Source organism: Pseudomonas sp. DD1 (genome assembly GCF_044510355.1).
Taxonomy (GTDB): Bacteria; Pseudomonadota; Gammaproteobacteria; order Pseudomonadales; family Pseudomonadaceae; genus Aquipseudomonas; species Aquipseudomonas shahriarae.
Genome location: NZ_MSAJ01000011.1, coordinates 545,014 through 567,350 on the forward strand (window position 1 = coordinate 545,014; position 22,337 = coordinate 567,350).

Sequence of the window (22,337 nt, forward strand, 5' to 3'; positions counted from 1 at the left end):
CGTACTCACCACACGCCCTCGTCGAGACGCTCGCGGCTGGCCGGGAACAGGCGCAGCAAGGCGTTGTTATCGGAGATCGCGGGCAATGCCAGGTTCGAATTGACCTTGAGGTTGCGGTACTTCTCGCTGCTCAGTTGGGCCAGGGTTTCGCCGTCACGCATGATCCGCGGGCGGATAAACACCATCAGGTTCTGCTTGGTGCGCTGGCTGGCGTTGGAGCGGAAGAGCCGCCCTATCCCTGGGATATCGCCGAGCCACGGCACACGCTGGTCACTGTTTTTGGCCTCGTCGCCGATCAGCCCGCCCAGCACCACCAGGCCGTTGTCTTCGACCATGACCTTGGTCTTGATCTCGCGCTTGTTGGTGATCACATCGCTGGCGCCGGTACTCTCGGCAATCGACGAAACCTCTTGCACGATGTCCAGGCGCACGGTGTTGTCGATATTGATCTGCGGCTTGATCCGCAGCTTGATCCCCACTTCCTTGCGCTCGATGGTCTGGTAGGGGTTGGTGTTGTTCTGTGTCACCGAGCCCGTCACAAACGGTACTTCCTGGCCCACCAGGATCGACGCTTCGGCGTTGTCCAGGGTCAGCAGGGTCGGGGTCGAGAGCAGGTTGAAGCCACTTTCGCTTTTCAATGCATTGAGCAGCGCAAGGAAGTTCAGCCCGCCGCCATTGAGCTTGCCGAAGCCGGCGGTCGCCCCTGGCACATTGGCCAACAGCTTGCCCAGGCCTGCGGTGTCGCCGCTGCCAGCGGCCCCGGCCAGGCCGGCGATGCTCGTCCCACCATTGGTAAAGTTCACCGCGCCGCCGCCAAACGAGTCGCCCAGAAACAGCCATTGCACCCCCAGTTCCTGGGCGCGGGTGTCGGAGACTTCGGCGATGATTGCTTCCACCACCACCTGGGCGCGGCGGATATCCAGTTGTTCGACGATGGTGCGGTAGGCGGCGATTTCGCTGTCCGGGCCGACCATCACCACGGCGTTGGTGCCCTCCTCCGATTCCATGCGAATGCCTGAGGCGCTGACCGCCATCTGCTTGGGCGCACCTTCGGTGGGCACGCCTTCGCCACCGGCGCCCGGGGTGTCCTGGCTCAAGCCGCGCAGCACCTTGACCACCTCAGCCGCATTGGCATGGCGCAGGTACATCACCACCGTGTTCGAAGGTCGCAAGGCAGTTTGTGGCTGGTCCAATTGCTTGAGCAACGCGCGCACCCGCTGGCGGCTGTCGGCACTGCCGCGTACCAGCAACGCGTTGCTGCGCGGGTCGGCAACCACCTGCGCGCCATCGGCGCCCTGCTCGCGGGCCAGCAGGCGGGTCATCAATTGTGCGGTGTCGTTGGCGCTGGCATTGACCAGGGGCAGCACTTCCAGGGGCTCCTGGCTGACCTGGTCGAGTTGCTGCAACAGCGCATCGATACGGTCGAGGTTGCTGCGCCAGTCGGTGATCACCAGCAGGTTGGCCGACGGGTACGGGCTGATCACTCCCACCCGGGGGTCAATCAGCGGCTTGAGGATATTGAGCATCTGTTCACTGGCGGCGTTGCGCACACTGAATACCCGGGTGGCCATGCCATCGTTGGCTTGCACGGCCTGGCGTGCAGACTCCACCGGCACCGGCTCCAGGCGCGCGGCCTGGTCCGGCACGATTTTCACGCTGCCATTGGGCAGGTTGACCGCAGCAAAACCCTGGGCGCGCAACTGGGCGAGGAAGATGTCATAGATGGCCTCGCTACCAAGCATATCGAGGCTGCGCACCGTGACCTTGCCCTTGACCCGTGGGTCGATGATGAAGGTGGTGTTGGTGATGCGCGACACGCTGTCGATAAAGTCCGTGAGTTCGGTGTCGATGAAGTTCACTTCATACAAGGCCGGCGCGTCTTCGGCGTGGGCTGGAGTCACACTCAAGGCCAGGCACAATGCGCTCAGGCCCAGGCATTTATTGATCATGTGCATCGTCGGTTCATTCCTTGCGCTTGAGGCCGATCACCGGTCGCTCAGTCGGCCATGGCAAGCGCTCGCGCTGCCCTTGATTGTCGAAAATCAGCCCACGGTCATCAATGTCTTGCAGGACGATGCCGGGGGCCAGGCGCTGACCCAGGGTCAGCGTGCGTTCTTGTTGCTGATAGCGCAGGACCAGTACCGTGGCGCGCAACGGCGTGGCCTTGAGGCTGCCCAGGTAATCGACCTTGAGGGTGGTCAACGGCAGGTCGTCGCTGGGGGCCTGACGCGGTGTCCAGTGGTTGCTCAACAGGTCGGCGACCGGCGCCGCTGGCGGGTTTAGCGCGATCGGTTGCGCGATGCCGTGCCACAGTTGCAGCACACATTGCGCTGCCAGCCAGGCCAGGAGCGTTGCCAGCAGCAGGTTGCCCGCACGGTTCAACTGACCAGGCTCCGTGGATGCCATCCCGGATGCCCCTGCACGTAGCGCACTTCAGGCAATTGCAGCGGCGCCAGTTGCCAATCCGCCGGCTGCTCGCGCAACCAGCCTTCAAGGTGCTGCCACAGCGGTTGCCCGGCATCGGCGGCAAAGCCCAGGCCAAAGGTGCGGCAGGTGCCGACCGGCTCGGCAAACTCACTGACCCGCTTGCCGCCCGGGCTATAGGTGACCTGCCAGGGTTGGCCGAGCCAGCGTGGCAAGTCCTGGCTGTTATCCAATAGCAGTGGTTCTCCAAACAGCTGTTCGGCGCCGTTTTCCAGGACCTGGCGCACCTGCTGCGCCGGGACATCCACGACCGGCGCCGGGTAGCTGGCGCTCAGGCTGATCAAGTGTTCGCGGGTAATCATCTGGCCACGGGCCAAGGGGCTGTCGTAGCGCAGGCCCGGCAGCAGTACTGCGCTCTTGGGCTCGCGGGCCAGGGCCTGATGCAACAGGCGATCCCAACTGCCGGCGCGTACATCGCGGCGCCAGAGGTTTTCCGGGGCCTTGGCCAAGGGTTGGTCGAGCCACGCCGCGTGGGCAGCGCGCTGTTGTTGCAGGCGTGGTTGCAGGCGCTGGGCGTGGGCCTGGGCGGGAGCGTCCAACGCGCTGGCCTGGGCCGCAAAAAAGCGCGCATCAAAGCGCCATTGCCCGGCCTGGGCCTGGCAGCGGATACGGAAGGCGCCGCTGGCCCGGGTCCCGCCCAGCACCACCGGGACGCGCTTGCCGGAGCTTTGCAGGATTTCTACCGGCTGCGGCCACAGGTCCTGGCCACGGGCACACAACATCAAGTCCACCTGACTCAGGCGCTCGGCCAGCCAGAAGCCCGGGCCGGTACCGACATCGGCCAGGGCCACCACCAGGTCGGCTTCTTCACGGGCCTGGGTGAGCACCGGTTGCAGGCTGTGCAACCACTCTTTCAAAGACCCTTGCTGGTCCCGCGCATAAGGGTCGGTAATGCCAACCACGGCGATGCGCACGCCGCCCCGGCGGAACACCTGCATGCCTGGGGTGGCCAGGCGTTGCGCGCTGGCGCTGGCCAGCCCGGCGCCCAGCACCGGGTGGCCGAATTGCTGGTACAGGCCCTGGCATTGTTCGGGCCATAGCACGCGCTCGTCGCTGCTGACTCGCACTTCGCTGCCGAGCAACTGGCTGCCCTGGACCCCGGACAGGCCACGGGTCAGGTAAGCCAGGCCGCTGCCGTTCCAGCACTGGCCGTTTTCCAGGGTCAGGCTATTCTCAGGCCCGGCTTCATCGCGCAGGCGTTGCAACACCGCGCCGAGTACCGCGTAGCCGCCGGTTTGCACACCGTCACTTAAGGAGGCATCCAGCAGGCCATCCAACTGGCTGCCATCGGCCTGGCGAAAACGCGCATTGGCCCCGGTAATCCAAGGTGCCTGGCCGATGCGCGTCGCCGGCCCCAGGCGTGTGGCGGGCACCACCGGGCGACCCGGCAGGCGTGCATCGAGGGTGTCAGCGATATACAACAGGTCGACCGGCTGGCTGTCCGCAGGCCCCGCCGCAGCCCCCCGACTGGAGCAGCCGGCCAGCCACGGGGCACAGGCGCCCAGCGTCATCCATCCCAATACATCGCGCCGCACCATTGAAACCATTGTTCTCTCACCCTGAGGCTAACTGCTTTAAGGGCGGCATAGTGGGGGTCAATTAATGACGGTTTAATGTCAGTTTTTTAACAGGAGTGAAATATGCAAATCTGCAACAAAAGGAAATAAAAAAATTAAACTTAAATACATTTTTAACAAAACCGACCGCGAATCATCACATTCGGCTCTTAGAGTTCGGGCTCCTTTCAAAAATCGTGATCTACAAAGGACCTGATGAAATGAGTCGAGAGACTGGCGACAACCAGAATCGCAACCTGAGCCTCAATGAGCCGATGGAATCGGTACTCACTGCCTACCTGAGCCGCCGCAGTGTGGTACGGGGCGGGCTCGGCGCCGCGATCGCCATGATTGCCGGTACCGGCCTGACGGGCTGTTTTGACAGCGGCGGTGGCTCGGACAACGACACCCCTACCCAGCCGCCAAAGCCGGCACTGAAACTGGGCTTCAACTCGATCCCCGGCTCCCTCACCGATGCCTGCACCGTGGCCGCCGGCTACACCGCCCACGTGCTGGCCCCTTGGGGTACACCGCTGAACAGCAACGCCGCCCCCTGGAAAAGCGACGGCAGCAACACCTCGACCGACCAGGCCAACGCGGTAGGCATGCACCACGACGGCATGCACTTCTTTCCAATCAATGGCAGCTCCACCGACGGCCTGCTTGCGATCAACCACGAATACATCGATGCGCAAGCCCTGCACCCGGCGGGCCCGACCCTGGTCGGCGGTGTTCGTCCGGTCGAAGAAGTGCGCAAGGAAATCAACGCCCACGGTGCGGGTGTGATGCGCATCAGCAAGGTCAACGGCCGTTGGCAGGTGATGGAAAACGATCCGTTGAACCGCCGCTTCACCACGGCTACGGTCATGGACCTGGCGGGGCCGATGAAAGGCACCGAGCACGTAAAAACCAAATTCTCGCCGACCGGCACCCAGACCCGCGGCACCAACAACAACTGTGGTAACGGCTATACCCCGTGGGGCACCTACCTCACCTGCGAAGAAAACTGGCCAGGGATTTTCGTCAATAAAAGTGGCGCCCGCCCGGCAGACCAGGTACGCATCGGCGTGGGCACCGGCAACGGCAACTATCGCTGGGAGAGCGTTGCCGGTGATCCAAGCGAGGTCAACGGTGAGTTCAGCCGCTTCGACGTGACCCCAAGCGGCGCCACCGCCACTGATGACTACCGCAACGAAGCCAGCACCTATGGCTACATCGTTGAGATCGACCCGTACAACGCTTCGACCCGCGCCGTGAAACGCACCGCCCTCGGCCGTTTCCGCCACGAAGGTTGCTGGCCGGGCCTGACCACCGCCGGCAAGCCAGTGGTGTTCTACAGCGGTGACGACTCGCAGAACGAGTACCTGTACAAATTCGTCTCCACCGCTTTGTGGGACCCGGCAGACGCCAACCCCAGCGACCGCCTGGCCACCGGCGCCAAGTACATGGACAGCGGTAAACTCTACGTGGCGCGCTTCAATGCCGACGGCAGCGGCAACTGGTTGCTGCTCGACGTGGCCAGCCCGACCGTGGATGGCAGCACCCTGGGCGCGAAGTTCACCGACCTGCCGGGGATCATCCTCAACACCCGTGGGGCGGCCGACGCCGTGGGCGCCACACCGATGGACCGCCCGGAGTGGACCTCGGTCAACCCGCTCAATGGCGACGTCTACCTGACGCTCACCAACAACACCAGCCGCACCGTGGCCAACGCCGCCAACCCGCGCGTCAAAAACAAGCACGGGCACATCATTCGCTGGCATGACGCGGACAACCAGGTGTCCTTCACCTGGGACATCTTTGTGTTTGGCGCCAACGCCGCTGGCGCCCCGGACATCAACCGCTCAGGCCTGACCACACTGAACCAGTTCGCCAGCCCGGATGGCATGACCTTCGACAGCCGTGGCGTAATGTGGATCCAGACCGACAACGGCGAAAAAACCCTGACCGACTACACCAACGACCAGATGCTGGTGGTGATCCCGACCAATATGGTCGATGCCCAGGGTAAGCAAGTGCCGGTCAATGCGCAGAACCAGGCCGACCTGCGCCGCTTCTTCGTCGGGCCTAACGGCTCTGAAGTGACGGGGGTGACCTTCACACCCGATAACAAGACGGTGTTCGTCAACATCCAACACCCGGACAACTGGCCGTCCACCGGTGTGGCTACCGACGTCACGGTCGGCACAGTCCGCCCTCGCGCCTCCACGGTTGTGATCCAGCGTGCTGACGGGGGTGAATTGGCGATCTGATTCAGCGGCAGGAGCCGGCCCGGCTCCTGCATCACGATCCTTGTGGGAGCTGTCGAGCTCCGGCGAGGCTGCGATGACGAGGTCATTACCAGCATGGATGTTGGCTGATCTACCGCTATCGCAGCCTCGCCGGGGCTCGACAGCTCCCACATTTGCTTTGTGGTGATCTCAAAATCAACAGGTGGGATCTCGGGTTTGCGCCACACTGCCACAGCAAATGTAGGAGCTGGCTTGCCTGCGATAGCGGTTTACCAGCCGGCAACAATACTGACTGAACCTCCGTCATCGCGGGCAAGCCCGCTCCCACACAAATCCGCTCCCATACGCGCTATAACGGCAAAGGCTCCCGCGAGCGCAGCAGCATGCCCTGCGCCGGCACCCGCGCATGCCACTTCACGACCCCCTGGGCCTCGACACGGTACTGGCTGCGAAAGCGCTGGCCATCCAAGTCTCCCACATTTGCTTTGTGGTGATCTCAAAATCAACAGGTGGGATCTCGGGTTTGCGCCACACTGCACAGCAAATGTGGGGGCTTGCCTGCGATGGCGGTGGATCAGCCGCCAGAAACAGTGACTGGACTGCCGCTTTCGCGAGCAAGCCCGCTCCCACAGGGGATCTGCGCGGGGCAGAGAATGTTGGCACCACCATAAATCAAATGTGGGAGCTGGCTTGCCTGCGATGGCGGCAGGTCAGCCAATAGATTTATCGACTGATACACCGTCATCGCGGGCAAGCCCGCTCCCACACAAATCCGCTCCCATACGCGCTATAACGGCAAAGGCTCCCGCGAGCGCAGCAGCATGCCCTGCGCCGGCACCCGCGCATGCCACTTCACGACCCCCTGGGCCTCGACACGGTACTGGCTGCGAAAGCGCTGGCCATCCAGGTCTATGTCCAGGAGCAGTAGAAAGTGGTCACCGTTGAGCTGCAGACCTTCGCTCAAGCGCTCGAACATCGCGTCGTCCATCGCCCCCAGGGCCTGGCGCAGTTCGCCCGCATCGCGATAGCCCCCCGCCGGCCGCGCGCTGACCAAGCGGGTCAGCACCGAACGCGACACCTCGCCCTCGTACAACGCATCCAGCAGCGGCAGCATTTCCAGGTTCAACGCATTGGCATTCAGGCGCCAGCCCGCCGTCTCGTCCAGGCTGCATAACTGCGGGTAGCGCAACGCCCGCAGCGCGTCGGGCACCGCCAGCAGGTTCAGCTCGCTGATATCGCGCATGCGTTGATTGGCCGCCAGGCGCGGTGGCGACTGGCGCAAGTATTCGTTGCTTTCGGCACCTTGCAGGCGGGTCTGCTGGTCGGCGTCGAGCCAGTCGGCCAGGGTCTGGGCCAGGCGTTCGGCGGCCATGTCCGCCCCCAGCAGATGCACCAACTGGCGCTGGGCACGTTCGGCTTCGGGGCCGATCAGCGCGTTGACGTTGAAGCAGGTGTGCAGGTCGCGAATCTGGATGCTCGCCTTGCCCCCCTTGAAGTCATAAGCCAACGGCTGCCCGCGCATGGCCTGCCAGAACAACGGGCTGGCGCGCCACAGCGGGTCTTGCAGGGCCTGTTCGGTAAAGGCCAGCGCCGCCCGTTCGATCGCGCGCGCCTGCACCCGCTGTTGCACCAGGCGCACGCTGTCGACCTGCTGGCGCCCCTGCTCAACCATCCAGGCCATGCCTCCCGCCAGCATCGCCAGGGCCACCAGCACCATCAACAACGCCGCCCCCTGCTGCCGTTTCTTGTCCATTGCCACGCCACCTTTTATGCAGATCCTGGCGACAGTCAACACAGTGGATGTTTCAACCAAGTGGCAGACTCACACAATTCCCGCAAAACCGTCACCGCGCCGTCATAAAGCCTCGGCAAACTGCGCCTTCATATTTCAAATCAATGGCTTGGAGTGGCGTTATGGGCGGTATAGGGATTTGGCAACTGGTCATCGTGCTGCTGATCGTGGTGATGCTGTTCGGCACCCGGCGCCTCAAGGGCCTGGGCAGTGATGTGGGTGAGGCCATCAAGGGCTTTCGCTCCTCCATGGGCAACGAACCCGGCGCCCAGGCGACAGAAAAGACCAGCCTTGAGGTGCAAGCCGAACCTCAGCGACCTGCCGACAGCAAACTCTGATGTTCGATATCGGTTTTAGCGAACTGCTGCTGGTGGGCCTGGTGGCGCTGCTGGTGCTGGGCCCCGAGCGCCTGCCGATCGCCGCGCGCAATGCCGGGCTGTGGCTGGGCCGGGCCAAGCGGGCGATGAATACGCTCAAGGCCCAGGTCACCCAGGAACTGGACCACGAACACCTGTTGCAGAGCATCGACCAGCAACCCTTGCGGCAACTGGAGCAGCAACTGCGCGACGGCATCCGCCTGGACGCCCCGCTGCCAGAAACCGCCACGCCCAAAGGACCACCTGCCCCATGAGCGACCTGCCCTTGCCTGCTCCGCGCCTGTCGGTGACCGGCCACCTGACCCGGTTGCGCTCGCGCCTGGTGCGCTGCGTCCTGGCGATCCTCCTGGTGTTTTGCGCACTGTTCCCCTTTGCCCAGCAGCTCTACAGCTTCGTCTCGCAACCGTTGCGCGATTTCTTGCCCAGCGGCGCAACCATGATCGCCACCGGGGTGACGTCACCGTTCCTGGCGCCGCTCAAGCTGACCATGATGATTGCCCTGTTTATCAGCATGCCGCTGTTGCTGCACCAGGCCTGGGGCATGATCGCACCGGCGGTGTATCGCCAGGAACGCCGCACCGCCGCCTGGTTGCTGGCCGCCAGCGTGGTGCTGTTTTACCTGGGCATGGCGTTCGCGTTTTTCCTGGTGTTCCCGATGATGTTCGGCTTCTTTACCAGCGTGACCCCGGACGGCGTGGCGATGATGACTGATATCGCCCTGTACCTGGATTTCATCCTCGCGCTGTTGCTGGCGTTCGGCCTGGCGTTTGAAATTCCGGTGGCTACTTTCCTGGTGATCTGGGCAGGGATCACCGATGTGCAGACCCTGCAGAAGAGCCGGCCGTATGTGATCGTCGGCTGCTTTGTGGTGGGCATGTTGCTGACCCCGCCGGATGTGTTTTCGCAGACCATGCTGGCGGTGCCGATGTGGATTCTGTTTGAGCTGGGGCTGCTGGCCAGTCGGTCGGTGAGCAAGCCGCGCTCCTGATGCCGCCGACACCTGGTCCGGGGACATTAAACAAAATGTTGATTTAGTAAGGCACCAAGATAAACTGCGCCTTATGAATATTTTAGAAAACAAACACCACATCATGCTGCATGAGCTTGAGGGGGTACCGGCCGAGGCCAGGGACAGCGTAAAACTGTGTTTCGAGCTACTGTCGGCGGCGGCCGCGATCAATCGCGTGTGTGCCATCCGGCTCGCTCGCTACAACCTCTCGGAAGGCCGCTTTGTCATCATGCTCACCCTCAAGAGCGCTGGCGGGAAGCTCTCGCCCCTGGAGCTGGCGACGCGCCTGTCGATTACCACCGGCACGGTGACCGGCTTGCTCGACGGCCTGCAGGGCGACGGCTTTATCAAGCGCAAGACCGACCCTGCCGACCGGCGCAAATTAATCATCAGCCTGACTGCCGACGGCAAGCGCGTGGTCGATAAGGTATTCGCCGAACACACGCACTGGATCAGCGGCATCATCCAGGGTCTGAGCCCTGAGCAACGCCAGGGGTTGTCCGAGTCGCTCTATTGCATTTCCACCAGTCGCGCACTGTCCCCGCCACTGCCGGATGGGCATTAGGCCCACTACAAAACCTGTTCGAACGGGAAGAGGCCTTGCCCGGGGAGCAACCCATGAACACAGCGCTGGGATCAATATGAGTGAAGAACGCAAAGCCCTGATCGACCAGGGCCGCCTGACAACCCGCAATCTGGGCGAGTGCCTGGCAGTCGACCAGGTGGCGCTGGCGCAGGCCCTTGCCTCGCAGGTGGAAACTTCCCTGGCCCAGGCACTGCTGAGCGCGGCCCAGGCCGGCCAGGCACTGGGCATTTCGAAGAAAGTCGCGGGGCTGGGCCTTGCGCTGGGCCAGTGGCTGGAAAGCGCCGCCCTGCCCCTGCGCGAACGGAGCTGGCAGTTGCTGCTGGAGCATCCTTCTGACACCGTGCGCAGTTGGGCGGCCTTCGCCAATGCCTTCTGCGTACGCGACACGCCGCTGGAACAGGCGTTGCTGAGCCAGTTCCGGTTCGCCACCGACAGCCACTTTGGCGTGCGCGAATGGGCCTGGATTGCCTTGCGCCCTCTACTGGCCCAGGACCTGACGGCTTCGCTGGAACTGTTGCGCAGCCATGCCCGCAACGACAACCCGCTGATCCGCCGTTTCTGCGTTGAAATCCTGCGTCCGCGCGGGGTCTGGTGCGAACACATCGCCCCACTCAAAGCCCAGCCGCAAATCGCCGAACCCTTGCTGATTGCCATGCTAGAGGAAACCGACAAATACGCCCAGGACTCGGTGGCCAACTGGATCAACGACGCCAGTAAAACCCGGCCGGACTGGGTGCAGGATTTGTTCGAGCGCTACCCACCCAGCGGTAAGGCCGCCACCAGGATTTTTACCCGGGCGACCCGCAGCCTTGCTCAACGAAAGTGAACAGGCGCTACCCATCTCGCTCAAGGAAAAGCTTCAAACCGTCACGGACCAGATGGCCCGACTGCCGACCGAAGTCGTGCACAAGTTCCAGGCGGCACTGGACTGAAATAGCGGCTGCCCGTGACAGGGCAGCCACCCCCTCTGGGCTTACTTGCCCTCGGTCAACGCGTTGTAGCTGGTGAACAGGTTGCGATAGTCCGGGATGTGGTTGGAGAACAAGGTCCCCAGGCCTTCGATATCGTTGCGCCAGTCGCGGTGCAGCTCGCACGCCAGGCCAAACCAAGTCATCAGTTGCGCGCCGTTGGCCGTCATGCGGGCCCAGGCCGATTGCTGGGTCAGTTCGTTGAAGGTGCCGGAGGCATCGGTCACCACAAACACGTCATAGCCTTCGGCCAGGGCCGACAGCGCCGGAAACGCCACGCACACCTCGGTGACTACGCCCGCGATGATCAGTTGCTTCTTGCCGGTAGCCTTGATGGCCTTGACGAAGTCTTCGTTGTCCCAGGCGTTGATCTGGCCAGGGCGGGCAATGTACGGCGCGTCCGGGAACAGTGCCTTGAGCTCGGGCACCAGCGGGCCGTTGGGGCCGGTTTCGAAACTGGTGGTGAGGATGGTCGGCAGCTTGAAGTACTTGGCCAGGTCAGCCAGGGCCAGTACGTTGTTCTTGAACTTGTCGGGCTCGATATCGCGGACCAGTGACAGCAAGCCAGCCTGATGGTCAACCAGCAGGACAGCTGCGTTGTCTTTGTCCAGGCGAACGTAGGGTTTAGACATCATGATGCTCCTGGTAAAAAGGTGTTTCCCGAAATGGGCCGCACCGGAAAGAGTCAACGGTGTTTATGGCGCTGGGAGTCTAGCTCGTCGTCACTGAACCACTTTCACTGACAAAACCCGCCTATTGACCGTCCTCGCGTGCCCCGCTGATGGTTGTAGGAAAAAACCAGGGTCCCACTTTAGTCATCACACTAGGTGCTCGGTAGTGGTTGAATTAGACTTCACCATCTCAAAAATGGAACGATACCCATGTTCGACCTGAATGAGCTCTTCCTCTACGCCAAGGTGGTTGAGCATGGTGGTTTCGCAGCGGCCGGTCGGGCGCTGAACATGCCCAAGTCGACCTTGAGCCGCCGGGTCAGCCAGCTGGAAGCGCGGCTGGGGGCACGCCTGATACAACGCTCCACCCGTCAGTTCCAGGTCACTGATATTGGCCAGGCCTACTACCGCCACTGCGTGGCAATGACCGCCGAGGCAGAGTCCGCCGAGGAGCTGATCGCCTTCAACAAAGCCGAGCCACGCGGGGTGATTCGCCTGAGTTGCACCACCGCGCTGCTCCATTACTGGGTAGCGCCGATGCTGGGCCAGTTCATGGCGCAATGCCCCAGCGTTGAACTCAACGTGAAGAGTTTCAACCGCAAGGTCGATGTGATCAGCGAGGGCTATGACATTGCGCTGAACCTGTGTTTCCCGCCCCTGGAAAGCAGCGACCTGGTGATGAAGCTGCTCGCCAGAAGCCCCCAGGTGTTGGTAGCGAGCCCGGCGTTTTTGCAGGCGCATCCATTGCCCCTACTCCCTGCGGACTTATCGGGACTGCCGACCATCAGTTGGGGCAACCCGATGCTGCAGTACACCTGGGGGCTGACCGGGCCTGAAGGCGTGACGGCTGAGATCTGCCACACGCCACGGCTGATCAGCGACGACATGCCGACCCTGAAAAGTGCGGTACTGCTGGGCGTGGGCATCGCCAACCTGCCACTGGCCGTGGTCAAGGATGAGATAGACGACGGCCGCCTGGTCAGCCTGCTCCCCGACTGGCAACCCACCGAAGGCGTGATCAGCGCTGTCTTCCCTTCAAGGCGCGGGCTGTTACCGTCGGTGCGTACCTTGATCGACTTTCTGGCGCGGGCGTTTGAGGCGCAGCAGAGTACAAGGCATGTATATGACAACGTTCAACCATCAGGCCGGCGAGCACATTCAGATAGCCCAGGTAAATCATGACGGTCCCTCAGAACAAACAAGAACTGCTCGATGCCATCAATACCCGCTATGAAAAACTGCTCAGCGTCATCCGGCGGGTGCCCATGCCCCGGGTCAACGAATGCAGCCTGGAGGGGCACGCCAAGGGGACGCAGATGAGCGTCGCCAATCTGGTCGCCTACCTGGTGGGCTGGAATGAATTGGTGCTCAAGTGGCTGGACGCGGACGCCGCCGGCACTGTCATCGACTTCCCGGAAACCGGCTTCAAGTGGAACCAGTTGGGCCAGCTTGCACAGAAGTTCTACCGCGACTACCAAGGCATCCCTTTTGAGCAATTGCTCGAGCGGCTCGACAGCGCAAAGCAGCGGATCGTGTCCAGCATCCAGAGCCGCGAGAATGCCGAGCTGTATGAATGCCCGTGGTACGAGCACTGGACGATGGGGCGGATGATCCAGTTCAACACCGCCTCCCCCTATGACAATGCACGTGGGCGCTTGCGCAAATGGCTTAAGGCAGAAGGCCCCAGTCCTCAGCCTGCATAGGGACGGTGTCGCACCATGCCTGGTATCTCCGCCATCAGGGTTTGTGTCGACCAATGCCTCCAACACTGCCTCTCAGGCATTGATCGCAAAGGCCCGGTTTATCCCCAGCGGGAGCATCGAGCACCCTGACGAACACGACCCTGAACGGATGTTCGTCAAATTCGTTCGCTGACCGTGTGAGGCGCTTCAGTCGCGATCAGCCTCCGCCTGGTTGAGAAAAATCAGCACCCCAAGCAGCGCCATATAGAACTTGAATGCCGCTTCCTGGCCGTTCCACTGATGGGATTGCCACATCAGGAACCACTCCCCGCCAATCACCATGAAGCCGAAAAACCACACCAGCAGGCCCGCAGTAAAACCGACAATGGCCACCTGTTTGGCGGCATCGAACTGCCGGCCAGTGCCTAGCCTGGCCCGCCACATTGCCAGCGCCCCACGGGCCAGCAATACGGCAGTCAGGGCTTCGCCGGCGATGATCAGCCCATAGGCGCCATGCCACAGCCAGGGTGTGGTGATTGCCCGGTACATGGCCGTATTACCGGGAAAGGTGGTGTCCATGCTCAACACATGCTTGACGAAGGCAAAGTTGGAGCCGTAATCAGTAAGGTTGTTGAACGCCACCAGCGCGGCGAAGGCCGCCAGCATCAGGGTCAGGACGATTTTTGCGTAGCGGGTGGTCATGTTTGCTTCCCAGGGCAATGAAAGGGCTACGCTAGCACGTCCTTTGAGTGCCTTCGAGACACACAGTTGTAGGGTTTTACCTAGCGATAAAAACCTTTTTTCCGGCACACCACCTAGGTGATGACTTGAGCCAATCGAAGCGCCACCGCGGCAGCCTGTTCAGCGCTGGCGATGTTGGTAAAACCCAGTACCAGGCCGTGCCTGGGCCTGGCCTCGAGGTACCACTGCGACAGCGGCTCGACAGCGAGGCCAATGGCCCGGGCGCGCTGAGCGAGTTCAACATCATCCCCTTCACTCAGGCCCGCTATCAGGTGCATGCCTCCGGCCTGGAGGTTGATCGACAGCCGTTCGCCGAACTGTTGCTGTAGCGCATCGACCAGCCACTGGCGGCGGCGCGCGTAGAGCGTACGCATTTTTTTCAAATGCCGTGCAAAGTGCCCCTCGTAGAGGAAGGCGCTGACCGTCGCCTGGAGAAGCTGCGGGCAGTGGTTGTGCAGGCGGTCAGCCTGGCGGGCGAAGGCGTCGCTTTGCGCCTGCGGCACCACCAGATAGGCCAGGCGCAGGCCCGGAAACAACACCTTGCTAAAGGTGCCGGTATAGAGCACCCGCCCCTGCTGATCGAGGCTCTTGAGCGCAGGCAAGGGCCGGCCCTGATAGCGGTATTCGCTGTCGTAATCATCCTCGATGATCCAACTGCCTTGGCGACTGGCCCAGTCCAGCAGTGCCAGCCGGCGCGGCAGGGACAGTGATACCCCCAGCGGGCTCTGGTGGGTCGGCGTGACCACGGCAAAGCGTGCATCCGCACAGCGGGCGATGCCTTGTGCGACATCAAGCCCCTGCTCATCCACGGCAACCGGCACCAACTGCACGCCGGCCTCCTGGAGTGTGTTGCGTGCCATGAAATAGCCCGGTTCTTCCAGCCAGCAGCGATCGCCGGGGCGCATCAGCGTGTGGCTGATCAGGTCCAGGCACGCGCGATAGCCCGCGCAGACGAACACCTGTTCCGGGCGGCAGGCAATCCCTCGGGCAATCCCCAGGTAGCTGGCAATGGCTGCGCGCAATGCTGCATGGCCACGCGGGTCCGGGTACACCAGCCCCTCGAGGCCGGCCTGGCGCAGTTGACGACCGGCCAGCCGGGTCCAGAGCTTGCGGGGAAATGCATCCAGTGCGGGCAGCCCCATCTGCAGTGCCAACGGCAGCGCCCCGCAATGATTGGACGAGTACTGCGGCGCAGCAACCGGGGCCTGGAGTACGGGCGAGGCAACGGCAGCCAGTTGCGGCGTGACAATCGTCCCGGCGGCGCCCCGTGCAATCAGGTAACCCTCCCCTATCAACAACTGGTAAGCCGCCTCCACCGTGCCACGCGCCAGGTTCAACTGCGCCGCCAACGCGCGTACGGCAGGCACGCGATCCCCCGGGCGCAGGCGGCCATCGGCAATGGATTCGCGAAATCGCTGGTAAAGCTGGCGATACATCGGCGCGCTCTGGCTACGGTCCAGCGTAAAGGGAGGAATCATGGCCTAGTCATTTATGCACTTTTCGGCCCTGTAGCTTAAGTCATCGGGGCTTTAAGGTCAGCTACCTCTCTACAACGGACGACCGACATGGCTTATACCCTTGGGCATCTGGAGGACCAGCAGGCCTTCGCGGCCAGTTTCAACCTGATGCGCGTACTGCGACCCCATGTCGCCAACCCGGCCCACTATGTCGCGCAATTGCTGCGCCAGGTCGGGCAAGGCTACCGCCTACTGGCTGCATGGGAAGCTGGGCAGGTGGTGGGCCTGGCCGGTTACCGCGAGTTGGAGAACCTGCTCTACGGGCGCTTCATTTACGTCGATGACCTGGTGGTACACCCCGACCTGCAGCGCGGTGGCCTCGGCGCACGGCTGCTGGACGCCGTGCGCGAAGAAGCCGTGCAGCGCGGTTGCGCGCATTTTGTGCTGGACACCGGGCTGCATATGCCGCTGGCCCAACGTTTCTATTTTCGCCAAGGGCTGCTGGCCCACGGCATGCACTTCACCCAACGCCTTCACACAGAGAGTCCGGCATGAAGAGTGTTCTATTGATCAACGCCAGCCCCAATGGCCAGGTTTCCCATGCGAACCAGTTGGCACTGGAACTGGTGGACACCCTTCGCCAGCGCCACCCGACGCTCGAACTGGTCGAACGTGACCTGGGCACACACCCACTGCCACCGCTCGGCATGGATTACGCCCGGGGCCTGGCGACGACCACGCCGTTCGACGCGCCGGCTTTCGAGGTCTCCGAAACGCTGATCCGCGAGCTGGAAGGCTGCGATATCCTGCTGATTGCCACGCCAATGCACAATTTCACGCTGCCCGCTGCACTCAAGCTGTGGATCGACTACGTCCTGCGTATTCACCGCACATTCAGCTCAGGGCCCGAGGGCAAGACCGGTCTGCTGAGCAACCGTGCGGTGTATGTGCTGGTGGGTTCCGGTGGTTTTCATCAGGGCGCGTCGGCACGGCAACCGGACTTCCTGACACCCTACCTGCGTCAGGTACTGGGCACCCTCGGGCTGTTCGACCCGCACTTCACCTACCTCCAGGGCCTGGTATTCGGTGAGGATGCGGTCCAAGCAGCGCTCCAGGAGAGCCGCGCCCGGCTGTCACTGGAGCCACTGTTCAACCCGCTGATGGGTGCCTGACCCTCAAAGTAGCCCCGGCACCACCAGGGTCAGCCAGGCAACACATGGCCCGACCAGGGCAATCACTGCGCTGTAGATCAGCAGGCTGCGCAAGACTTTTTCGCGCTCCTGCGGCGGTGTATTGGCAACCACCAGTGCGCCGTTGGTGGAGAACGGGCTGGTGTCGACGATGGTGGTGGAAATGGCGATGGCCGCGACCACGCCGACCGCACTGATATGGCCCTGGCTCAAGAAGGGCACGGCCAGGGGAATGATCACCCCCAGCAACGCCGTGGACGACGCAAAGGACGAGATGATCGCGGCGGTAAAACACAGCAGCAACGCCACCAGCAGCGGCTCACCTAGCCCGGAGATGCCATGGGCGACATAGTCGATGGTGCCGATGGTCTGCATCACGCCGATGTAGGTGATGATCCCGGTGATCAGCAGCACCGTCGACCAACTGACCTTGTCGATGGCCGCCTTCTGCGCCGTGGGTGCGAACATGGCCAACACCACCGCGACCGTCATCGCCACCAGGCCGATATTGAACTTGAACACCAGCGCCGAGATCGCCAGGGCCAACAAGCCGATCAGTGTCGACAGCTTGGCCCCGTCCAGGCCACTGACAGCCTGTAGCGGCGCACCGGCGCCGGTCAGGTCGGTGCGGTGATAGGCCGGGGAAGCCGGCGTACCGCCATGGCCAAGAATCGCCAGGGATGCACCCGCCGCATGCAAGGTGGGGCCGAACGAGACCGGTGCCAGCGACAGGCGCGCGCTGCGCAAACCGCCGAACACCACGAACACCACCATAGCAATCCCCAGGTTGAACAGCAGGCTGGTGATAAACAGCGTGAACGGTGCATAAGGCAGCCCGGACGACGCCACGATCTGATTGGTGATGCCGCCGAAAATGCTCACCGGCGAAAAACTGCCGCCCTGGGCGCCATGAATCACCATCAGCCCCATCAACACCGGGTTGATGCGGTACTGCACGGCGAAGTTCAGCGCAATCGGCGCCAGGATCGCGGCTACCGCCGGGCTCAGCGCGCCGAAACCGGTCAACAATGCCGCCACCACGAACATCACCCAGGGGATCCAGGCGACGCGTCCACGCACCATCAACACCGCCCGCTCGATCAGCCAGTCGATGGTGCCGTTGTTCTGCGCGATGCCGAACAGATAGGTGACCCCGACCAGCGTCAGGAACAGGTCACTGGGAAACCCGGCAAAGATCGTCGCCGGGGTCATTTCCAATATCACCGAACCGACGACAAAGGCCGCCGCAAAGGCCAGCGCACCCATGTTGATGGGCAACACGCTGGCGATGCCGAAGATGACCACCAACACCAGAATCGACAGAAGCTCATTATTCATTGCAATCTGACTCCCCGCAGTCGGACGGCCCCGCAGGTACCGCCCTTGTTATTATTTTTTCGGGATGTGGCGCTACCGCACGCGTGTTCTAGCGACCGCTGAACACCGCCGGCCGGCGCTCGGCAAAGGCTGCCAGGCCTTCGCCAAAGTCGGCGCTTTCACAGGCTTGTCGGCGCAGTTCGGCAATCTGTTCCATCGCCTGCACCGGCATCGGTTGCAGGTCTTCAAGGATGCGCAGCTGTTCCTTGACCGCCGCAACCGCCAGGGGCGCCTTGCTGGCAATACCTTGCGCCAGCTCCAGCGCAGTCGCTTCCAATACATCGCTGTCGACCAGGCGGTTGACCAGGCCAAAGCGTTCCGCACGCTGCGCATCAAGCTTCTGCGCCGTGAAGAACATTTCCTTCAACACATGAATCGGCAAATTGTTGAAAAAGCGCAGCAAGCCGCTGGTGGTGTACGGCAAGCCAATATTCACGGGGGTCATGGCAAAGCTGGCGCTGGGGTCCGCGACGACCAGGTCGCAGCTCATCACCAGGTCCACCGCACCACCCCACACCGAGCCGGATACCAGGGCGATCACCACACCGGGATAAGCACGGATGCGACGTATGACCCGCTCCAGCGGCTTGCCGTAGGCAATCGGGTCGCGGTCGTGTTGCAGCTCACGAATGTCGTGGCCGGCACTCCACACCGACTGGCCGACTTCGCTGCCCAGGATCACCACCGGGATGCGTTGCGCCGCCAGGGTCTGCAGGCTCTCATCGAGTGACTGCAACAGTTGTGCGCTGAGTGCATTGCGTTGTGCGGGGTTGCTGAAGACCAGTCGCGCGATGCGCTCATCGACTGGGTGGACGGTCACGGTGGCAGTAGCAGCGGGATTCATTGTGCGGTTCCTGTTGATTGGGTGCAGGGGCTGTCGGCGGAGTCCTGGAACACGACCTTTGCGTCGAGCAGTGCGTTGATCGAGGCGCTGTCGAAGCCGGTTTCACGCAGGATTTCGACGGTGTGTTCACCCAGCAGTGGCGGTGGGCGGCTGGCACCGCTGGCAGTGCTGCCAAACACCGGGGTCACCACCTGGCGCAGGGCGCCGAGGGTCGGATGGGTAAGTGTTTCAGTCAGTTGGCTGTGCAGCACCTGTGGGTCGGCGAACACCTCATCGAGGGTATTGATCGGGCCTGCGGGTAATCCTGCGTCGACAAACAGAGCGGTCCATTCGCGTTTGCTGCGGGTTTTCAAGCGGTCTTCGAGAATATCGCGTAATTCATCACGACGTTCGACCCGCGCTTCATTGGTGGCGAACCGCGGATCGTCCGGTAGCCCGGGCAAATCCAGCAGTATGCACAGGCGCCCCCACATGGCCGAGGTAATCGGCGCCAGATTGAGCGGGCCATCCAGGGTCTGGAACACGCCATAAGGCGCAATCACCGAATGGGCGTTGCCGGTGCGGCGCGGCACATCCCCGAGGCTGAGGTAACGTTGGCCATGCACACTCAACAAGCCGACCAGGCTGGCCAGCAGCGAGGTGCTGACATGCTGACCACGCCCGCTGCGCTCGCGCTCCAGCAGCGCGCCCAGCACAGCTGTCACCAGCCACATGCCCGACGTCAGGTCGCCAATAGCGGTGCCGGTGCGCGTCGGGTCGCCATCGCCGAAACCGGTCAGGCTCATCAGCCCCGAGTAGCCCTGGGCGATCTGGTCGAAGCCCGGCCAACTGCTCATCGGCCCATCGGCGCCAAAGGCGTTGATGCTGCCCAGCACCAGTCGCGGATTGCGGGCGCTGAGCACCTCATAACCGAGGCCCATGCTGTGCAGCGTGCCGGGCTTGAAGTTCTCGATGACCACATCGGCGTCATCAATCAGTTGCTGGAGGGTGGCCAGCCCCTTGGGGTTGCGCAGGTCAATGCACATGCCGCGCTTGTTGCGGTTGCACGATAGATAGTAGGTGCTCACGCCCCGGTCAAAGGGCCCCCAGGTACGGCTCATGTCGCCATCGGGGCCAGACTCGATCTTGATTACATCGGCGCCCAGATCTGCCAGCACCATGGTGCAGAACGGCCCCGACAGTGCGCGACTCAGGTCGACGATTTTCACGCCTTGCAAAGCTTGCATAGGGTTCTCCAGTGAAGAACGCTTAGTGGGTTGTGGTCCGAGTCTAGGCGCCGTATCTCATAAACTAAAAATATGATATTCCTCTGATCTCATCGGAAAATCATATGGCTAAAGAGGTACCCATGGACCTGCGCCAATTGCGCTACTTCGTCAAAGTCATCGAGTGCGGCAACATTACCCGCGCCAGTGAAGCGCTGCATATTGCGCAGCCCGCAATCAGTCAGCAGATGCGCAATCTGGAACTGGATATGGGCATGCCGCTGCTCGAACGCAGCGTGCACGGCGTAGTCGCCACGGCGGCCGGGCAGACCCTTTACCGGCACGCCATCGAGCTGCTGCGCCAAGCCGATGGCACCCGGGAAATGCTGCGCCAGGACGCCGACTTCCCCCAGGGCAAAGTCTCGGTCGGCATGCCCTCGAGTACCGCACGCATGCTGGCCATTCCCTTGGCGCGCGCGATTGGCCAGCGATATCCCGGCATCAAGCTGGAGTTGATTGACGCCCCCAGCGCCGAACTGGGGCGCCTGATCACCGTGGGGCGGGTGGCACTGGCGGTGAACGTTGATGTGGTCGAAACCCGAGGCATGGCGTTCCAGCGGCTGTTAACTGAAACGCTGTATTTGGTGGCCTGGCCGGAATTTGAATTGGCCGAAGACCCGGTGTCGATTGAGGCATTGGCAAAAATGCCGCTGGTGCTGCCGTGTGCGCCGAATACCATCCGCAATCGGGTCGAGTTTGCCCTGCAGGAGGCCGGCCTCAAATGCGAGGTTGAGTTTGAAGCCAACTCCACCGACCTGTTGTTCTCAGCCGTCAAGGCGCAGTTGGGTGTCACGATCCTGCCGTGGGCAGCGGCCCACGCCGAGTTGGTGCAACACCGGCTCAAGCTGGCCAGGATCGATCATCGACTGTTCAAGCGCGATCTTTCACTGTGCTGGCATGACACGGTGGTCGAGAGCAATGCGGTACAGAAGGTCAAGGCAACCATCATTGAGCTGTTCGAGGCGTTCGGGCGCCAGCCGGGGTGGGCGGACGGCCAGTGACAAGAGGCTGGGGCTCGACGCGGGCCAATAAACGGTACCATTGCCGCGCCTGGCCCACTGATCGGTTCAAATGAAGGAACAGAAGACATGATCGAAACCCGCCTGCTGCGCCAGTTCATTGCCGTGGCTGAAGAGCTGCACTTTCATAAGGCGGCGATCCGCCTGCACATGGCTCAACCGCCGCTGAGCCAGGCCATCAACCGCCTGGAGGGCAAGCTGGGGTTCAGTCTGTTCAACCGCAGCAAACGCGGGGTAAAACTGACCCCGGCCGGTGACGCGTTCCTGCACGCCGCCTATAGCACCCTCAAGGAACTGGAGCTGGGCATCGAACACGCTCGCCAAGTGTCCGAAGGGATCGCGGGCAAGCTGACAGTGACCGCCGTGTCGATCACCTACTACGAGTCGCTGCTCAATAGCTTGCGCCGGTTCTGCGAACACTTCCCCAAGGTGCAATTGATCATCAAGGAGATGCCATCCTCCAGCCAGGCCAAGGCGATTGTGGCGGGAGAAGCGGACATTGCCTTCATGCGCAAATTGCCGATTTCGGCGCAAAACGTCGAGTCGCGCCTATTGTTGGATGAAGAGATCGTGATGGCGCTGCCCGCCCATCACCCCAAGGCGGGTGCTGGCCAGATCGATTTGCGGCACTTTGCTGGCGAAGACTTCGTGTTCACCCCCCAAGCCCTGGGCACTGGCTATCACAGCCAACTTATCGCCCTGTGTGAAGCCGCCGGCTTTTACCCCAGGGTGGTACAGGAGGCCGCGCAGATCCATACCTTGATCGGCCTGGTGGCCTGTGGCTTCGGGGTCGCGTTGGTGCCTGAATCGATTGCCCACTCAATCATGCGCGACAAGGTCGTGTTTCGGCGGATCGGCCCCGTGAGCGCGACCCCCAACCCGACAATCGGCCTGTATATGAGTTGGAACACCGACAACCCATCACCGTTGCTGGACAGTTTTATCGCCATGCTCGATTTCAATCCGGCCTCGGTGCCATCGACCAGGGGTTAGTCGTCGTCAAAGGTATCAGGCAGAGACTTTTATAGTATTTCCCAGCGGGCTAGCAGCGCCCCATCATCACCTAAAGCCTCGCTCGCCCTCCTCCC

General features: G+C 62.4%; 23 protein-coding genes. 13 read left to right on the forward strand and 10 right to left on the reverse strand.

The genetic code is table 11. The features are described 5' to 3' along the window. Window positions 1-5: 5 nt before the first annotated feature. The 3 genes from gspD to PSFL_RS10270 are packed head-to-tail and all read right to left on the reverse strand — an operon-like array spanning window position 6 to window position 4,031. The gene (gspD, locus tag PSFL_RS10260; RefSeq protein WP_143110470.1) at window positions 6-1,955 is read right to left on the reverse strand and encodes a type II secretion system secretin GspD; all 1,950 of its coding nucleotides are present in this window, start codon (window positions 1,953-1,955) and stop codon (window positions 6-8) included. Between the two features lie 7 nt (window positions 1,956-1,962). Next, entirely contained in the window at window positions 1,963-2,406 is a 444-nt protein-coding gene (locus PSFL_RS10265) for a hypothetical protein (protein WP_057440946.1), read from the reverse strand. After that, a complete protein-coding gene (locus PSFL_RS10270; protein WP_115128388.1) occupies window positions 2,379-4,031 on the reverse strand; it encodes a lipoprotein UxpA in 1,653 nt (550 codons plus the stop codon). The genes PSFL_RS10265 and PSFL_RS10270 overlap by 28 nt, the downstream gene beginning before the upstream one ends. A 230-nt stretch (window positions 4,032-4,261) precedes the next feature. On the opposite strand from PSFL_RS10270, the gene PSFL_RS10275 reads away from it, so the two are divergent. Then, a complete protein-coding gene (locus PSFL_RS10275; protein ID WP_186625214.1) occupies window positions 4,262-6,292 on the forward strand; it encodes a PhoX family phosphatase in 2,031 nt (676 codons plus the stop codon). A gap of 766 nt (window positions 6,293-7,058) precedes the next feature. On the opposite strand, the gene gspK is transcribed toward PSFL_RS10275, so the two are convergent. Beyond that, entirely contained in the window at window positions 7,059-8,024 is a 966-nt protein-coding gene (gspK, locus tag PSFL_RS10280) for a type II secretion system minor pseudopilin GspK (RefSeq protein WP_057440944.1), read from the reverse strand. A gap of 161 nt (window positions 8,025-8,185) precedes the next feature. Between gspK and tatA the strand changes: the two genes are divergently transcribed. The 6 genes from tatA to PSFL_RS10310 all read left to right on the forward strand — a co-directional run bounded on the left by tatA (window position 8,186) and on the right by PSFL_RS10310 (window position 10,967). Further along, entirely contained in the window at window positions 8,186-8,401 is a 216-nt protein-coding gene (gene tatA / locus PSFL_RS10285) for a twin-arginine translocase TatA/TatE family subunit (protein ID WP_057440941.1), read from the forward strand. Further along, window positions 8,401-8,694 carry a Sec-independent protein translocase protein TatB gene (gene tatB, locus PSFL_RS10290; RefSeq protein ID WP_057440939.1) on the forward strand — a complete coding sequence of 98 codons (294 nt, stop codon included), beginning with the start codon at window positions 8,401-8,403 and terminating at the stop codon, window positions 8,692-8,694. Before tatA ends, tatB begins: the two co-directional genes overlap by 1 nt. After that, on the forward strand, window positions 8,691-9,428 hold the full coding sequence (tatC, locus tag PSFL_RS10295; protein ID WP_115128393.1) for a twin-arginine translocase subunit TatC: 738 nt from the start codon (window positions 8,691-8,693) through the stop codon (window positions 9,426-9,428). The genes tatB and tatC overlap by 4 nt, the downstream gene beginning before the upstream one ends. Before the next feature lie 73 nt (window positions 9,429-9,501). After that, the gene (locus PSFL_RS10300; protein ID WP_397469975.1) at window positions 9,502-10,014 is read left to right on the forward strand and encodes a MarR family winged helix-turn-helix transcriptional regulator; all 513 of its coding nucleotides are present in this window, start codon (window positions 9,502-9,504) and stop codon (window positions 10,012-10,014) included. Window positions 10,015-10,090: 76 nt separating this feature from the next. Continuing rightward, window positions 10,091-10,861 (forward strand): hypothetical protein, encoded by a 771-nt coding sequence (locus PSFL_RS10305; RefSeq protein ID WP_170044177.1) that lies wholly within the window; start codon window positions 10,091-10,093, stop codon window positions 10,859-10,861. Continuing rightward, entirely contained in the window at window positions 10,845-10,967 is a 123-nt protein-coding gene (locus tag PSFL_RS10310) for a hypothetical protein (protein WP_258558627.1), read from the forward strand. The genes PSFL_RS10305 and PSFL_RS10310 overlap by 17 nt, the downstream gene beginning before the upstream one ends. A gap of 41 nt (window positions 10,968-11,008) precedes the next feature. Here the strand turns inward: PSFL_RS10310 and ycaC are convergent, their stop codons facing one another. Beyond that, complete coding sequence (gene ycaC, locus PSFL_RS10315; protein ID WP_032861405.1) at window positions 11,009-11,635, reverse strand: isochorismate family cysteine hydrolase YcaC; 627 nt, start codon at window positions 11,633-11,635, stop codon at window positions 11,009-11,011. A 249-nt stretch (window positions 11,636-11,884) separates the two neighbouring features. Here ycaC and PSFL_RS10320 point away from each other — a divergent pair, with 249 nt between their 5' ends. Then, window positions 11,885-12,856 carry a LysR substrate-binding domain-containing protein gene (locus PSFL_RS10320; RefSeq protein WP_397469976.1) on the forward strand — a complete coding sequence of 324 codons (972 nt, stop codon included), beginning with the start codon at window positions 11,885-11,887 and terminating at the stop codon, window positions 12,854-12,856. Beyond that, a complete protein-coding gene (locus tag PSFL_RS10325; protein WP_397469977.1) occupies window positions 12,853-13,377 on the forward strand; it encodes a ClbS/DfsB family four-helix bundle protein in 525 nt (174 codons plus the stop codon). The genes PSFL_RS10320 and PSFL_RS10325 overlap by 4 nt, the downstream gene beginning before the upstream one ends. Window positions 13,378-13,563: 186 nt before the next feature. Here PSFL_RS10325 and PSFL_RS10330 read toward each other — a convergent pair whose 3' ends face one another. Both PSFL_RS10330 and PSFL_RS10335 read right to left on the reverse strand, forming a co-directional pair. After that, the gene (locus PSFL_RS10330) at window positions 13,564-14,058 is read right to left on the reverse strand and encodes a DUF2165 family protein (RefSeq protein ID WP_057959289.1); all 495 of its coding nucleotides are present in this window, start codon (window positions 14,056-14,058) and stop codon (window positions 13,564-13,566) included. A gap of 113 nt (window positions 14,059-14,171) precedes the next feature. After that, window positions 14,172-15,575: a PLP-dependent aminotransferase family protein gene (locus tag PSFL_RS10335; RefSeq protein ID WP_397469978.1), complete on the reverse strand. Its 1,404-nt coding sequence runs from the start codon at window positions 15,573-15,575 to the stop codon at window positions 14,172-14,174. Window positions 15,576-15,662: 87 nt separating this feature from the next. Here PSFL_RS10335 and PSFL_RS10340 point away from each other — a divergent pair, with 87 nt between their 5' ends. Together PSFL_RS10340 and PSFL_RS10345 are read left to right on the forward strand one after the other, a co-directional pair. Further along, window positions 15,663-16,109 (forward strand): GNAT family N-acetyltransferase, encoded by a 447-nt coding sequence (locus PSFL_RS10340; RefSeq protein ID WP_115128400.1) that lies wholly within the window; start codon window positions 15,663-15,665, stop codon window positions 16,107-16,109. Continuing rightward, window positions 16,106-16,726, forward strand: coding sequence for an FMN-dependent NADH-azoreductase (locus PSFL_RS10345; RefSeq protein WP_397469979.1), 621 nt, complete (start codon window positions 16,106-16,108; stop codon window positions 16,724-16,726). Before PSFL_RS10340 ends, PSFL_RS10345 begins: the two co-directional genes overlap by 4 nt. Window positions 16,727-16,729: 3 nt before the next feature. Here PSFL_RS10345 and PSFL_RS10350 read toward each other — a convergent pair whose 3' ends face one another. The 3 genes from PSFL_RS10350 to PSFL_RS10360 form a co-directional block, all read right to left on the reverse strand. After that, window positions 16,730-18,082, reverse strand: coding sequence for an SLC13 family permease (locus PSFL_RS10350; RefSeq protein WP_057440912.1), 1,353 nt, complete (start codon window positions 18,080-18,082; stop codon window positions 16,730-16,732). A gap of 88 nt (window positions 18,083-18,170) precedes the next feature. Beyond that, complete coding sequence (gene scpB / locus PSFL_RS10355) at window positions 18,171-18,965, reverse strand: methylmalonyl-CoA decarboxylase (RefSeq protein ID WP_120733369.1); 795 nt, start codon at window positions 18,963-18,965, stop codon at window positions 18,171-18,173. Further along, window positions 18,962-20,191 (reverse strand): CaiB/BaiF CoA-transferase family protein, encoded by a 1,230-nt coding sequence (locus PSFL_RS10360; protein WP_115128403.1) that lies wholly within the window; start codon window positions 20,189-20,191, stop codon window positions 18,962-18,964. The genes scpB and PSFL_RS10360 overlap by 4 nt, the downstream gene beginning before the upstream one ends. Window positions 20,192-20,295: 104 nt before the next feature. Here PSFL_RS10360 and PSFL_RS10365 point away from each other — a divergent pair, with 104 nt between their 5' ends. Together PSFL_RS10365 and PSFL_RS10370 are read left to right on the forward strand one after the other, a co-directional pair. Beyond that, window positions 20,296-21,231 (forward strand): LysR substrate-binding domain-containing protein, encoded by a 936-nt coding sequence (locus PSFL_RS10365; RefSeq protein ID WP_258558628.1) that lies wholly within the window; start codon window positions 20,296-20,298, stop codon window positions 21,229-21,231. 87 nt (window positions 21,232-21,318) lie between these two features. Continuing rightward, window positions 21,319-22,242, forward strand: a complete 924-nt coding sequence (locus PSFL_RS10370; protein ID WP_273866133.1) for a LysR family transcriptional regulator — start codon at window positions 21,319-21,321, stop codon at window positions 22,240-22,242. The last annotated feature ends 95 nt before the right edge of the window (window positions 22,243-22,337 follow it).

Coding starts and splice junctions, on each gene's coding strand:
- tatC (WP_115128393.1), top strand. CDS start 8,691: ATGAGCGACCTGCCCTTGCCTGCTCCGCGCCTGTCGGTGACCGGCCAC.
- PSFL_RS10345 (WP_397469979.1), top strand. CDS start 16,106: ATGAAGAGTGTTCTATTGATCAACGCCAGCCCCAATGGCCAGGTTTCC.
- gspK (WP_057440944.1), bottom strand. CDS start 8,024: ATGGACAAGAAACGGCAGCAGGGGGCGGCGTTGTTGATGGTGCTGGTG.
- PSFL_RS10270 (WP_115128388.1), bottom strand. CDS start 4,031: ATGGTTTCAATGGTGCGGCGCGATGTATTGGGATGGATGACGCTGGGC.
- scpB (WP_120733369.1), bottom strand. CDS start 18,965: ATGAATCCCGCTGCTACTGCCACCGTGACCGTCCACCCAGTCGATGAG.
- PSFL_RS10325 (WP_397469977.1), top strand. CDS start 12,853: ATGACGGTCCCTCAGAACAAACAAGAACTGCTCGATGCCATCAATACC.
- PSFL_RS10340 (WP_115128400.1), top strand. CDS start 15,663: ATGGCTTATACCCTTGGGCATCTGGAGGACCAGCAGGCCTTCGCGGCC.
- PSFL_RS10335 (WP_397469978.1), bottom strand. CDS start 15,575: ATGATTCCTCCCTTTACGCTGGACCGTAGCCAGAGCGCGCCGATGTAT.
- PSFL_RS10360 (WP_115128403.1), bottom strand. CDS start 20,191: ATGCAAGCTTTGCAAGGCGTGAAAATCGTCGACCTGAGTCGCGCACTG.
- PSFL_RS10370 (WP_273866133.1), top strand. CDS start 21,319: ATGATCGAAACCCGCCTGCTGCGCCAGTTCATTGCCGTGGCTGAAGAG.
- PSFL_RS10305 (WP_170044177.1), top strand. CDS start 10,091: ATGAGTGAAGAACGCAAAGCCCTGATCGACCAGGGCCGCCTGACAACC.
- ycaC (WP_032861405.1), bottom strand. CDS start 11,635: ATGTCTAAACCCTACGTTCGCCTGGACAAAGACAACGCAGCTGTCCTG.
- PSFL_RS10350 (WP_057440912.1), bottom strand. CDS start 18,082: ATGAATAATGAGCTTCTGTCGATTCTGGTGTTGGTGGTCATCTTCGGC.
- PSFL_RS10320 (WP_397469976.1), top strand. CDS start 11,885: ATGTTCGACCTGAATGAGCTCTTCCTCTACGCCAAGGTGGTTGAGCAT.
- tatA (WP_057440941.1), top strand. CDS start 8,186: ATGGGCGGTATAGGGATTTGGCAACTGGTCATCGTGCTGCTGATCGTG.
- PSFL_RS10275 (WP_186625214.1), top strand. CDS start 4,262: ATGAGTCGAGAGACTGGCGACAACCAGAATCGCAACCTGAGCCTCAAT.
- PSFL_RS10365 (WP_258558628.1), top strand. CDS start 20,296: ATGGCTAAAGAGGTACCCATGGACCTGCGCCAATTGCGCTACTTCGTC.
- tatB (WP_057440939.1), top strand. CDS start 8,401: ATGTTCGATATCGGTTTTAGCGAACTGCTGCTGGTGGGCCTGGTGGCG.
- PSFL_RS10300 (WP_397469975.1), top strand. CDS start 9,502: ATGAATATTTTAGAAAACAAACACCACATCATGCTGCATGAGCTTGAG.
- gspD (WP_143110470.1), bottom strand. CDS start 1,955: ATGCACATGATCAATAAATGCCTGGGCCTGAGCGCATTGTGCCTGGCC.
- PSFL_RS10265 (WP_057440946.1), bottom strand. CDS start 2,406: ATGGCATCCACGGAGCCTGGTCAGTTGAACCGTGCGGGCAACCTGCTG.
- PSFL_RS10330 (WP_057959289.1), bottom strand. CDS start 14,058: ATGACCACCCGCTACGCAAAAATCGTCCTGACCCTGATGCTGGCGGCC.